Source organism: Bacillus sp. B1(2022), from assembly GCF_040259625.1.
Classification (GTDB): Bacteria; Bacillota; Bacilli; order Bacillales; family Bacillaceae; genus Bacillus; species Bacillus velezensis.
This window is the reverse complement of sequence record NZ_JANIFO010000001.1, coordinates 268,103-280,395: the sequence shown is the minus strand read 5'-3', so window position 1 is coordinate 280,395 and position 12,293 is coordinate 268,103. Positions and strand designations below refer to the sequence as shown.

Genomic DNA, 12,293 nt, shown 5'->3' with positions numbered 1-12,293 from the left:
AAACGCGAGATTGTTACATATATATGGGTAACGTATAATATTTTGTATGCAATTCATTAAATATACAGGAGAATGCGATATGAAAATAAAATTATCGATTTTATCCGCGGCGGTTCTGGCCGCAGGCATTACCGCCTTTGTCTGGCCAAAAACAGAGGCCAATGAAAAAATGCAGACGGACGCCTTGTATGTTTCTCCCGCAGGCAGCGACCAAAATGAAGGAACGAAAGAAAAGCCGTTCCGCACATTAAAACATGCGGCTGAAAAGGCAGAGGCCGGAACAACCGTATTGATTCGGGAAGGGACGTACGATGAAACGTTTGAAGTAAAGCATAGCGGCACGGCCGAAAAGCCGATTACATTTCGGAACTATCAGAATGAGCATGTCTCAATCAGCGGCAAATCTGCGCCAAAAAGCGATTCTGAAACTCCGTTAATTCAAATCCGCAATAAACAGTACATTACCATTCACGGCGTTACGCTTGAGAATCTCTCCGTATCATCAGAAGATGCGACGGCCATGGGGATCTGCGTCACCGGATCAAGCAGTCATATCAACATTGACGGCAACCATATCCGAAACATTAAAACCACGGCTGATGAGGGAAATGCACACGGCATCGCGTTTTACGGCACAGGCGCCATGAAGGATGTCAGCATCACAAATAATACGGTTGAAAAACTGACGCTCGGCGCAAGCGAAGCGGTCGTGCTGAACGGGAATGTTGACGGATTTAAGATTGCCGGCAATACCATCCGGGACAATAACAATATCGGGATTGACGTGATCGGATACGAAGGAACGTCCAAGCAAAACGACTATGCGCGAAACGGCGTCATTGAAAACAATACGGTGAGCCATAACTCTTCTTACGGAAACCCCGCTTACGGAGATGAATACTCAGCGGGCGGTATTTACGTTGACGGCGCAGAACATGTGGACATTAAGAAGAACACCGTTTACAACAATGACCTCGGCATTGAAGCCACTTCCGAACATAAAGGGAAATACGCACAAGATATCCGGATTACAGATAACAAGGTGTACGGCAATGCTTACACCGGTATTTCAATCGGAGGCTATGACACGAAACGCGGCGGCACCATCAATTCGGTGATCGCTCATAACATTATGTATCGAAATGACACGAAGGACCTTGACGGCGGCCAGCTGCTGCTGCAGTACGGCACAAAAGGGAACACGATCGAAAAAAACATCATGACGGCAAGCGGTTCAAGGATTTTTATCGCAAATGATTATACGAAAAACGAAGGCAATACCGTTAATCATAACGTCTATCACAAAGAAGCCGGAAAAGACGGCATTTGGAATTGGAAGAACAGAGAATATGATTCATTCACAGCGTACCAAAAAGGAACGGCAAACGATTCGGATTCTATTTATGCGGACCCGATGTACCGTGACGAATCGTCTTATGACTTTACATTAAAGCCCGGATCACCGGCCGTGCCCGTCATTCAGTAACGAAACCATTAAAAAAAGCCAGTCTATATCAGACTGGCTTTCGTATTTATACACGAAGGAATTTCCGGATGGAAGTCAGACTTCCCCATACTCCGATAACTGCGCCGATCAGAATGAGCACAAGTGATACTTGGAACACAAACGGACTGTACGGCAGAAGTGAAACAAATGATCCCTGAACTTTCGGGGCCACCCAAGCGACCATCGACTGGTACGTACTCAGCACGAGAGCGATCGGTATGATAGAACCGAATACCCCCAGCAGCAGCCCTTCCAGGAAGAACGGCCAGCGGATAAACCAGTTTGTCGCGCCGACAAGCTTCATGATTTCAATCTCTTTTCTTCTGGCGAAAATCGTGATTTTAATCGTATTTGAAATTAAGAACATCGCCGTGAACAGAAGGCCGATGATTAACGCAATCCCGATGTTGCGTGACACCCCGACGATCTTAAACAGACGGCTGACTTCTTCTTTCCCGTATGTCACTTTATACACATGATCCAGCTTCTCAATTTTTTTCGCGACTTTCGGCGTATCATGCGGATCTGTCGTTTTGACGATAAACGCGTTGTTCAGCGGGTTTTCCTGATCTTGCATTTTCATGGCCTTTCCGCTGTCGCCGAAGCTTTTGACCAATTGATCAAGCTCTTTATCTTTAGATGAAAACTCTACGCTTTGGATTCCCGAGATGTCTTTAATCTCATTCTGCAGCGTATCCTGCGTTTTCTTATTAGACGTCAGATCGATTAATACTTTAATTTCCACTTCTTTTTCAGCATTTTTAGCCATGTTGTTTAAATTCAGCATAATGACTAAAAACACGCCGACCAAAATCAATGTAACGGTAACGGCGCTGATGGATGCAAATGTCATCCATGTGTTTCTTCCGAGAGATTTAAAACTCTCACGCAAATGGCGCCCGAGAATTTTAATCATAAGAACCATACTCCCCTCTTGACTCATCACGCACAATAATTCCGTCTTCGATCGCGATGACCCGTTTCTTCATGGTGTTTACTATTTCTTTATTGTGTGTCGCCATCACGACGGTCGTTCCGCGGTTGTTAATCTCTTCCAGCGTCTTCATGACTTCCCATGATGTTACCGGATCAAGGTTGCCCGTCGGTTCGTCAGCTATCACGACGTCAGGATTGTTGACGATAGATCTTGCGATGGAAACACGCTGCTGTTCTCCTCCGGAAAGCTGGTCGGGAAACTGCCGCGCTTTATGCTTCAGCTGCACAAGATCGAGCACTTCGAGCACGCGTTTTTTAATGACTGACTGCTGCTCTCCGATCACCTCAAGCGCGAACGCGACGTTTTCAAATACCGTCAGTTTCGGAAGAAGTTTGAAGTCTTGGAAAACAACACCTATTTTACGCCGCACGAAAGGAATCTCTTTTTCTTTTACAGACGCGAGATCTTTATGATTAATCAATATTTGCCCTTTTGTCGGTTTTTCTTCTCTGTAAATCATTTTAATAAAAGTAGATTTACCGGCTCCGCTCGGTCCTACGACATATACAAATTCTCCGGGATGAATCATGACTGACAGCCCGTTAATCGCTTTTACACCGTTCGGATAGGATTTATATACTTCTTTCATCTCTATCATGAAATCACCTAATCTTTTAATTATGTCTTGCAGCCATAGAGTTCGCAAACGTACAGCGGTTTATGGCCGATTCGTCAGGAAACAGATAAAAAATCTGAAAGTTCCTTTTCCTCAGTACACTTCATTATACGTCAAATTTAGACATATTACTATTACAGTTTCTTTTCATTCCCAGACCGTGAAAAAACCTTGCCCCTATAACAGGCAAGGTTTTTCTGTTATTTTTTCTGTGACAGCCATTTTGCGATCTTCGCGGCTTCCTCATCATTTACAAGATGGCTCGGCATATTGCCGCGTCCGTTTTTAATGATGCTTTCAATTTTAGCTTCATCATACTTCCCGCCGACTTCCTGTAAATTCGGGCCTCCGCCGCCTTCTAAGTCTTTTCCGTGACAGCCGATACAGCTTTGCTGATAAAGCTCTTCTCCTGCTGACGCAGATGCTTTTGATCCGCCTGAGCTGTCAGAGCTTTCTTTTTTCGATTCATTGGATCCGCCGCATGCCGCCAGCAGGACGGACATGGTCAGAACCAGCGCCAGCAGCGCCCATTTTGATTTCATATGTAAGATGCACCCCTTCGCTATTATAACCCCGTTTACGCGCGTTTGAAACCCTCGCCGAGCACCTCGCTTGCGTCTGCGACAATGACAAAGGCTGACTCATCAATTTGTTTGACGATTTGTTTCAGTTTTGTGAATTCGGTCTGGCCGACGACACACATTAAGATCGGCCGGTCATGTTCCGTATACCCGCCGACTGCGGAAATCTTCGTCACGCCCCTGTCGATTTCTTTAAACACAGCCGATCTGACGGCTTCTTCATGCTGCGTAATGATTAAAGCCATTTTGGAGCGGTTGAACCCGACCTGCACGACATCAATCGTTTTGCTTGAAATAAATACCCCGAGCATCGCATACAGTCCCTGCTCCACTCCGAAAACGAGCATCGCGCTCAGCACAATTAATCCGTCCATGATGGCAAGGCACGTTCCCAGCGACAGCCCCGTGTATTTGTGAATGATCTGCCCCGCCAGAGCCGTTCCCCCCGTGGAGCCTTTGCCGAGATACACGATGCCGATTCCCGTTCCGATCCCGACGCCTCCGAAAATCGCCGCCAGCAGTTCATGGGTCGTCGCGGCAGGCAGATCTCTTGTTAAATAGACGGCGAGCGGCAGAACGATGGAACCGACCAGTGTCTTCATTCCGAACTTCCCGCCGAGAATGATCACTCCGGCGATAAACAAAGGGATGTTAATAATCCACTGCACGTAAGCCGGTTCAAAACCAAACGTTTCTAAAATGGTGCTGATCCCGCTTACTCCCCCCGCTGCTATACGGTTCGGCAGCAAAAATACGTTAAACACGATCCCCGTAATCGCCGCGCCGATCATGATGTATATATAATCTTTGATCAGACGGAGCGGCTTATTGTGATTCACATCCATGCAAAATCCTCCGTTCTCCGATTTTCTCTCGATAGCATTTTAAGTCTTCCCGGCTTAGAAGTAAATAACAGCCAAATACCGTATTAATTTGCTAAAGCGCTGTTGTGAAAAATGGAAAAAGAGAACGGATAAAAAAACACACCTTGCCAAAGGCAGGTGTGTTCCCGGATTACGACAGTTTAGAACGTAAATAGGCGTCAATGAAGATATCGATATCTCCGTCCATAACCGCCTGCACGTTCCCCATTTCCGTATTGGTGCGGTGATCTTTCACCATGGAGTACGGATGGAAGACGTACGAGCGGATTTGGCTGCCCCAGCCGATTTCTTTCTGTTCGCCGCGGATTTCGTCAAGCTCCGCCTGCTGTTCTTCAATTCTGCGCTGATACAGCTTCGCTTTGAGCATTTTCATCGCCCGGTCGCGGTTTTTGATTTGTGAACGTTCCGTCTGGCACGTGACGACTACATTTGTCGGGAGGTGGGTGATCCGAACGGCTGAATCAGTCGTATTGACGTGCTGTCCGCCGGCACCGCTCGCCCGGTACGTATCAACTTTAATATCTTCGGTACGAATTTCAATGTCGATTTCTTCATTGAATTCAGGCATGACTTCACAAGACACGAATGACGTGTGGCGGCGTCCTGATGAATCAAATGGAGAAATCCGCACGAGACGGTGTACGCCTTTTTCCGCTTTTAAGTAGCCGTATGCATTGTGGCCTTTAATAAGCAGTGTGACTGACTTAATTCCTGCTTCATCTCCTGGGAGATAATCAAGCGTTTCAACTTTGAAACCGCGTCTTTCCGCCCAGCGGGTATACATTCTGAGCAGCATGGAACCCCAGTCCTGGGATTCCGTACCGCCGGCCCCCGGATGAAGTTCTAAAATCGCGTTATTTTTGTCGTATGGTTCACTGAGCAGCAGCTGAAGCTCAAATTCATTCAATTCCTTCGTTAATGACTTCAGCTCTTTCTCAAGCTCTTGCTGAAGGTCCTGGTCAGGTTCTTCTTTTAAAAGATCATGTGTCATTTGCAGCTCTTCGTGAGACTCGCTCAGCTGATGATAGGAGTTCACGTATTCTTTCAGACCGTTCGCTTCATTGATGACGGTTTGGGCCTTCTGCTGGTCATTCCAGAATTCCGGTTCCGCCATCTTTTCATCTAATTCTGCAATGCGGGCTTCCTTTGATTCGAGGTCAAAGAGACCCCCTGAAGTCCGCTAAACGAGAAGCCATATTTTCGAGCTCTGCCCTGATTTCTGATAATTCCATTCCATTCACCTCATTAAAAGATCCGGGGCGCCATAAGACGCAGACCCGGTCATGTTCGCTTCATACAGTCGAGACTATTCTGTCCGGCCGCAGCAATTTTTATATTTTTTTCCGCTGCCGCAATGGCAAGGCGCGTTGCGTCCGATATCCACGACTTTTCGCACCGGCGCTTTTTTCGCTTGTTTGGCCTCATCGCCGTCCTGCGGCTGATGAGCCGTCGTTTGGCCCTGAACAACTTCTTCGCGTTCCAGATTGCTTTCAATCTCGGCCTTCATGACGAATTTCGCAACTTCGTCCTCAATGGACTCAATCATGTGCTCAAACATTGCGAAGCCTTCCATTTGATATTCACGCAGCGGATTTGTCTGCGCATAAGCGCGGAGGTGAATCCCTTGACGCAGCTGATCCATCGCATCAATATGATCCATCCATTTTGAATCAACGGCACGCAATACGATGACTTTTTCAAATTCACGCATCTGCTCTTCGCCGAAATTCTCTTCTTTTTCATTATATTTTGTCATGATGCGGTCCATGATCATCTCATGCATTTCATCCGGTTCTTTTCCGAAGATATCGCTCTTTTCAAGTGCGCCTTCATCAAGATACGTTGAATTCACCAGCTCCACGAGGCCGTCAAGATTCCATTCTTCCGGAAGCTCCTCTTTCGGCGTATAAGCGGCAATCGCACGCTCCAGAGAAGACTTGATCATGCCTTCCACAATGTCACGCAGGTTGTCAGAGTCAATGACTTCAAAACGCTGCTTGTATATGACTTCGCGCTGCTGACGGAGCACGTCGTCATATTGAAGAAGCTGTTTACGTGAATCAAAGTTGTTTCCTTCGACACGTTTTTGAGATGATTCCACGGCGCGTGACACCATTTTGCTCTGAATCGGCGTGGAGTCATCCATACCGAACCGGTCAAGCATCGCCATCGTCCGTTCAGCTCCGAAACGGCGCATCAATTCATCTTCCATTGAAAGATAAAATTGTGTGATGCCCGGGTCTCCCTGACGTCCTGAACGTCCGCGGAGCTGATTGTCAATCCGGCGGGATTCGTGGCGTTCCGTACCGACGACTGCAAGGCCGCCAAGCTCTTTTACGCCTTCGCCGAGTTTAATGTCGGTTCCGCGTCCCGCCATGTTGGTCGCAATCGTGACAGCGCCTTTTTGTCCCGCTTCTTCAATAATCTGAGCTTCACGCTCATGGTTTTTGGCATTCAGCACCTGATGCGGAATCCCTTTGTTTTTCAGAAGTTTAGAAATCAATTCAGACGTTTCAACGGCAACCGTACCGACAAGAACCGGCTGTCCGGTCATGTAGCGCTGGGCGACATCCTCCGCCACCGCCTTGAATTTCCCTTCCATTGAGCGGTAGATCAAGTCCGGACGGTCGTCACGGATGACCGGCTGGTTGGTCGGGATGGATACAACCTGCATGTTATAAATATTGCGGAATTCTTCCTCTTCCGTTTTTGCGGTACCGGTCATACCGGCCAGCTTTTCGTACATACGGAAATAGTTTTGGAACGTAATCGTCGCCAATGTCATGCTTTCATTTTGAATCTCCAGGCCTTCTTTCGCCTCAATCGCCTGGTGAAGACCTTCGCTGTAGCGGCGTCCTTTCATCAGACGGCCGGTGAAGGAATCAACGATGACGACCTGGCCGTCCTCAACAACATAATCCACGTCTTTCTGCATCGCCGCATGGGCTTTTAAAGCCTGGTTGATATGGTGGTTCAAGGCCACGTTTTTGACATCAAACAGGTTGTCGATGCCGAACGTTTTTTCAGCCTTCGTCATTCCTTCTTCCGTCAGCTGAACGCCCTTCGTTTTGACGTCATACGTATAATCCTGATCTTTCTTGAGTGTGCGGACAAACGCATTTGCCTGCACGTACAGTTTTGTGGACTTCTGAGCTTGTCCGGAAATAATCAATGGCGTTCTCGCTTCATCGACTAAAATTGAATCGACTTCATCAATAACGGCAAAATGAAGCGGGCGCTGCACCATCTGTTCTTTATAGAGCACCATGTTGTCACGCAAATAATCAAAGCCGAGTTCATTGTTCGTTGAATACGTGATATCGGCTGCGTAAGCTTCGCGCTTTTCGTCTTTTGACATCGAATTCAGGTTCAGGCCGACTGTAAGCCCGAGAAACGCAAAAATCTCTCCCATTTGCTGGGCATCACGGCTCGCCAGATATTCGTTGACCGTTACGACGTGAACGCCTTTTCCCGTCAACGCATTTAAATACACGGGAAGCGTGGACGTCAGCGTTTTCCCTTCCCCTGTTTTCATTTCGGAGATGTTCCCTTCATGAAGGGCGATGCCCCCCATCAGCTGTACTTTAAACGGGAACATGCCGGTTACGCGGCGGGAAGCTTCACGAACGACGGCAAACGCTTCGACAAGAAGGTCATCCGTCGTTTCTCCTTTTTCAAGCCGCTCTTTAAATTCTGCCGTTTTATGTTTAAGCGCCTCGTCAGAGAGATTTTCATAATCTCCTCTTACGGCATCAATGTCATTTGCTATTTTTTCGTATTTGTTCAGCGCACGTTTGGTCGGATCAAACATTTTATTTAAAATCCCAAGCATCTATAACGCTCCTCTATGTTCACATGCAGATTTTGCATGGAATAAATGATAATTTTCTGTCCATGTATACCTCTCATTATCATAACATACCTTTTGCTATTTCCAAAGAATTTGCAGGTAAAGATAGAGAAAAACCTTCCGCGCGTTCACGGAAGGCTGGATGGGTTTATTCAGTCGGTTCAATTAATCCGTATTTGCCGTCATTTCTGCGGTAAACGACGTTTGTGAGATTCGTCTCCGCGTTGGTGAATACGAAGAAATTATGTCCGAGCATATTCATTTGGAGAATCGCTTCTTCATTATCCATCGGTTTTAAATTAAAACGCTTTTGACGGACAATTTCCGGGCTGTCATCTTCAATTTCGTCCTGAACCGCTACGCCCGTATCAGCAGCGCTGCCGTTCTCGAAATAATGTTTCGGAAGACCCTGCTCGCGGAATTTTCGGTTGACTTTTGTTTTGTGCTTTCGGATTTGACGTTCCAGCTTGTTTGTTGCGAGATCAATTGCATTGTACATATCCTCGTTATGCACTTCAGAACGAAGCGCCAGATCAGTCATCGGAATGGTGACTTCAACTTTGGATTCCTTATCATTATAGAATTTTAAGTTGACGTTCACATCGGCATTGACGCTCTGCTCGAAATATCGCTCCAGCTTGCCGATTTTTCTCTCCACATGATCCTTTAACGCAGGTGTAACCTCAATGTTTTCTCCTCTGATATTGTAGTTCATCAAAGAACGCCTCCCTTTATCTAAGGATATGTAACTATTTCTCTTTTACCCCTTCTGATCCCTGCTGAAACGTTAAAATAATGTGTAAATTCGGTGAACGATGGCGAATGGTGTCGGCTTTATCCGGCAGCTTCCGGCAGGATTATAAGTATATGCAGAGGACGCAGGCAAAAGACCTGCCGCTTGCAGCAGGTCTAGTGAAGAACATACGGTTTGATGCAGTCGTGCGTCTGCTCCATCCATAGCTTATAATGCGGCAGAAAGATGGTTTTTAAAAACTCCTGAAAAGGGGCGGACGGGAAATCATAATCATTTAACATGCTGAAATCCTGAAAGATCTCGTCAAATGAGCGGATCGCCGTCTCCACGCATCGGCACTCAATGATAGACAGCAGAAGCGCATGAGAGGAATCGAGATGAAAAAAAGCCTGAATCAAATCATTGTAAATCCGCTCGCCCTCCGTCTTAAAAAAATCATCCTGCGTGTCCAACAGGTAGCAAAGCCCCTCATCAATCGTAAAAAGAAGCTGGTAATAGGCTGACACCAAATGGTAATCGTTCAAACTTCTCAAAACACTCACCTATTTGCGTTTGTCGTAATAACGGCCGTCACTTGTCGTTTGATGATACGGATTGAAATACGTATTATGGTAGATTCGTTTTTTCTTAAGCGTTTTTATTTCATTTCGGATACCATCCTGAATCCGTTTCACTTCGCCGGTAATCAGACGGTCCATCGCGGCCACCTGCTGAAGCAGCGTTTTTTCTTCTTCGGAAAAAGGCGGCTTTATGCCCGCAAGCATCTCCTCCCTTTTCTCCGTAAATGCCGTAACGCTGCTGATAAGACCGTCGCTTTCCGGGGCGTCCTTCAGTGCGGCGTACATGTTCTTCGTTTCGTTATACAAAGAAAAGACATTGCTGTTCATCAGGCAAGGCCGCCCGCGCCATGGCTGTTTTTCCGTTCACTCTGCATGGCCTGCTTCCACGTGTCGCGAAATTCAGTAACGAGTTTTTCCGCTTCATCTAAAAATTCTCCGTTATTCTGCACGTTCGCGTCGATCAGCCGGCGGCGGATGTAATCATAAATGGATGACATCTGTTCAGAAATCTCAATCTCCCGGTTTAACGTGATGCTGAGCTCTTGAATGATGTTTTGCGCCTTTACGATATTTTCATTTTTGGCTTCAAGGTTGTTTTGCTTCATCGCCTGCCTGGCCAGCTTAATGAATCGCAGGCAGCCGTTATAAAGCATAAGAGTCAGCTCTTCCGGAGCGGCTGTAAAGACGGATGTCTGCTGATAAGCAGCAAAAGGATTATTTATTGCCATTTTTATAAAACCTCCAAGGTTATGATGTTGAAGATCCTAACATTGACGTGAGATATGAAGATTGGCTGTTCAATTTCTCCAATGCCGTATCCAGTGCGCTGAACTTTTTATAATATCTCGATTCGATGTCATCCAGCTTCGTTTTCATATTGGAAATATTTGTTTCTATTTCATTCAAACTTTTTCCGATGGCAAAGCTGGATGATACCGAGCTTTCTGTACCCGCCTGTTTTGAAATTTGAGTCTGCATTTTGTTTAATGTGTCTTTTAATCTCCGGGCAATCCCCTGCTCCTCCGGGTTTTTGATAGTCTTACCGGTTGAGCTGTCTGTAATCGTACTTGTACTGTCTGCATTAAACAGCTTAGCCACGAGAGAGGGGTTCTCGGTAATTTTCTGTTTCAGTTTCGCTTCGTCTTTAATGACAAGCTTTCCAAACTTTCCTTGATCCTCATAACTAGACGTCTCTATACCGAAATCGGCAAGCTGATATTTTTTTCCGTCAATCGTAACCGTTGAGTACAGATCAAGCCGCATTTCAGCCAAACCGTTCTGCAGCGTGCTGTCGCTCCGTAATAACCCGCTTTTGGCCTTTGCCTCCCACTGCTCAATCTGCTTATCGGTCATCGCTTCTCTTTGTTCATCGGTTAGCGGCTTATAATCGCGGTATTTTGATTCTGTTACCTTCTCGTTTGCACTTTTAATTAACGTATTGTATTTATCAACGAAATCTTTAATGTTGTCAAAAATGCCGTCCGTATCAGTCGTGCTGTTAATCGTAACCGTTTTATTGCTGTCCGTCACGCTGTTCAGCGTGTATTTGATGCCGTTGATCGTAAAGTTATTTGACGTTTTTGTCATTTCAAGCCCGTTGAACGTAAACTTCGCGTTTTTCCCTTCGGCATTGGCCGTCAGTTCATTTGTTGCATCATCAACGGCAAAACCGAGCTGATCTTTCAGAAAGCTTTTGGTTGCGTCATCACCTGCGGCAAGGGTAAATCCTTCCCCCGTTTTATTGGAAGTGAACGCAATCGTGTCCACATAATCCGTGCCGTTGGAAATTTTCTCTTTTAAAGCCGTCACTCCGAGACCCGAGCTGTTCAGTTTGGAAATGACGTCGTCAATCGTATCGGTTGCGGCGATCGTGAAGTTTACCTCAGTCGGCTTCGTTTCACCCGGATTTGTGACATTGAATTTCAATGTTTGGCTCTGACCTGAAGTGAAATTGATGGCCCCTGATGATTTATATGTCGTCGAAGTGGCCAGCTGCTGTACAGACATACTCGTTGAAATATTCTGCTCAGCACTGACGGCCACCGCGCTGACACTGGAATCCGAACTTGTTACTGTTTTTTTATTCCAGTTTGTGGACATCAGCATATTATTAAATGTCGTAGAATACATGTCGGCAATCTGGGTATTCACTTCCCGATAAGCATCGCGCTTCCATTCAAGCGTCTGCTTTTGCTGGTTTAATTTATTAAGCGGCTGCTTTTCGGCATCCATCATTTTTTTCACCAGAGAATCTACATCAAGACCGGAATTAAGGCCTGTGATTCTTGTGACCATATGTACCCTCTCCTTTTCGGCGTTTAGTCGTATACGGCTCTATGACAACAGTGAGTTTCCGACTGTTTATCATATCACAGCTCCATAAATGTATGATCTTATTCTTATATCGGTCATATTAAAAGGTTTTCAATAATTTAACTGCAAAATATAATGTTTCATTTTGTCAATAGGGTTCTTTGGCTTGCTGAAGGGGGAGATAGCTGAAGAAATAAAAAAAAAGACCCTGGAGAACCAGGATCTTTCCGT

12 protein-coding genes are annotated in these 12,293 nt (G+C 46.1%); 1 reads left to right on the top strand and 11 read right to left on the bottom strand.

From position 1 onward, the window contains the following. The first annotated feature begins 79 nt into the window (after positions 1-79). On the top strand, positions 80-1,486 hold the full coding sequence (locus NQS30_RS01445; RefSeq protein ID WP_043020600.1) for a right-handed parallel beta-helix repeat-containing protein: 1,407 nt from the start codon (positions 80-82) through the stop codon (positions 1,484-1,486). A 46-nt stretch (positions 1,487-1,532) separates the two neighbouring features. Here NQS30_RS01445 and ftsX read toward each other — a convergent pair whose 3' ends face one another. The 11 genes from ftsX to NQS30_RS01390 form a co-directional block, all read right to left on the bottom strand. After that, entirely contained in the window at positions 1,533-2,423 is an 891-nt protein-coding gene (gene ftsX / locus NQS30_RS01440) for a permease-like cell division protein FtsX (RefSeq protein ID WP_007407464.1), read from the bottom strand. Continuing rightward, on the bottom strand, positions 2,416-3,102 hold the full coding sequence (ftsE, locus tag NQS30_RS01435) for a cell division ATP-binding protein FtsE (RefSeq protein ID WP_007407465.1): 687 nt from the start codon (positions 3,100-3,102) through the stop codon (positions 2,416-2,418). The genes ftsX and ftsE overlap by 8 nt, the downstream gene beginning before the upstream one ends. A gap of 218 nt (positions 3,103-3,320) precedes the next feature. Further along, positions 3,321-3,662, bottom strand: coding sequence for a cytochrome c551 (cccB, locus tag NQS30_RS01430; protein ID WP_003151417.1), 342 nt, complete (start codon positions 3,660-3,662; stop codon positions 3,321-3,323). A gap of 35 nt (positions 3,663-3,697) precedes the next feature. After that, entirely contained in the window at positions 3,698-4,546 is an 849-nt protein-coding gene (locus NQS30_RS01425; protein WP_012118565.1) for a YitT family protein, read from the bottom strand. 169 nt (positions 4,547-4,715) lie between these two features. After that, positions 4,716-5,817 (bottom strand): peptide chain release factor 2 gene (gene prfB, locus NQS30_RS01420; protein ID WP_098081803.1). Its coding sequence is split into 2 segments (ribosomal slippage): positions 4,716-5,744 and positions 5,746-5,817, totalling 1,101 coding nucleotides; the frame shifts between segments, so codons are not numbered across the junction. A 74-nt stretch (positions 5,818-5,891) separates the two neighbouring features. Beyond that, a complete protein-coding gene (gene secA / locus NQS30_RS01415) occupies positions 5,892-8,417 on the bottom strand; it encodes a preprotein translocase subunit SecA (RefSeq protein ID WP_218791394.1) in 2,526 nt (841 codons plus the stop codon). A gap of 166 nt (positions 8,418-8,583) precedes the next feature. Next, positions 8,584-9,150: a ribosome hibernation-promoting factor, HPF/YfiA family gene (gene hpf, locus NQS30_RS01410; protein WP_003151413.1), complete on the bottom strand. Its 567-nt coding sequence runs from the start codon at positions 9,148-9,150 to the stop codon at positions 8,584-8,586. A gap of 194 nt (positions 9,151-9,344) precedes the next feature. Further along, positions 9,345-9,722, bottom strand: coding sequence for a DUF8042 domain-containing protein (locus NQS30_RS01405; RefSeq protein ID WP_003151412.1), 378 nt, complete (start codon positions 9,720-9,722; stop codon positions 9,345-9,347). Between the two features lie 9 nt (positions 9,723-9,731). Beyond that, positions 9,732-10,076: a flagella biosynthesis regulatory protein FliT gene (gene fliT / locus NQS30_RS01400; protein WP_007407472.1), complete on the bottom strand. Its 345-nt coding sequence runs from the start codon at positions 10,074-10,076 to the stop codon at positions 9,732-9,734. Then, positions 10,076-10,477 carry a flagellar export chaperone FliS gene (gene fliS, locus NQS30_RS01395; RefSeq protein ID WP_003151407.1) on the bottom strand — a complete coding sequence of 134 codons (402 nt, stop codon included), beginning with the start codon at positions 10,475-10,477 and terminating at the stop codon, positions 10,076-10,078. Before fliS ends, fliT begins: the two co-directional genes overlap by 1 nt. A 19-nt stretch (positions 10,478-10,496) precedes the next feature. Next, positions 10,497-12,044 carry a flagellar hook-associated protein 2 gene (locus NQS30_RS01390; protein ID WP_015240683.1) on the bottom strand — a complete coding sequence of 516 codons (1,548 nt, stop codon included), beginning with the start codon at positions 12,042-12,044 and terminating at the stop codon, positions 10,497-10,499. Positions 12,045-12,293 lie beyond the last annotated feature (249 nt).

Bases quoted from the DNA above. Each gene is read 5' to 3' on its own strand.
- NQS30_RS01445 (WP_043020600.1), top strand. From the start codon at position 80: ATGAAAATAAAATTATCGATTTTATCCGCGGCGGTTCTGGCCGCAGGC.
- ftsX (WP_007407464.1), bottom strand. From the start codon at position 2,423: ATGATTAAAATTCTCGGGCGCCATTTGCGTGAGAGTTTTAAATCTCTC.
- ftsE (WP_007407465.1), bottom strand. From the start codon at position 3,102: ATGATAGAGATGAAAGAAGTATATAAATCCTATCCGAACGGTGTAAAA.
- cccB (WP_003151417.1), bottom strand. From the start codon at position 3,662: ATGAAATCAAAATGGGCGCTGCTGGCGCTGGTTCTGACCATGTCCGTC.
- NQS30_RS01425 (WP_012118565.1), bottom strand. From the start codon at position 4,546: ATGGATGTGAATCACAATAAGCCGCTCCGTCTGATCAAAGATTATATA.
- secA (WP_218791394.1), bottom strand. From the start codon at position 8,417: ATGCTTGGGATTTTAAATAAAATGTTTGATCCGACCAAACGTGCGCTG.
- hpf (WP_003151413.1), bottom strand. From the start codon at position 9,150: ATGAACTACAATATCAGAGGAGAAAACATTGAGGTTACACCTGCGTTA.
- fliT (WP_007407472.1), bottom strand. From the start codon at position 10,076: ATGAACAGCAATGTCTTTTCTTTGTATAACGAAACGAAGAACATGTAC.
- fliS (WP_003151407.1), bottom strand. From the start codon at position 10,477: ATGGCAATAAATAATCCTTTTGCTGCTTATCAGCAGACATCCGTCTTT.
- NQS30_RS01390 (WP_015240683.1), bottom strand. From the start codon at position 12,044: ATGGTCACAAGAATCACAGGCCTTAATTCCGGTCTTGATGTAGATTCT.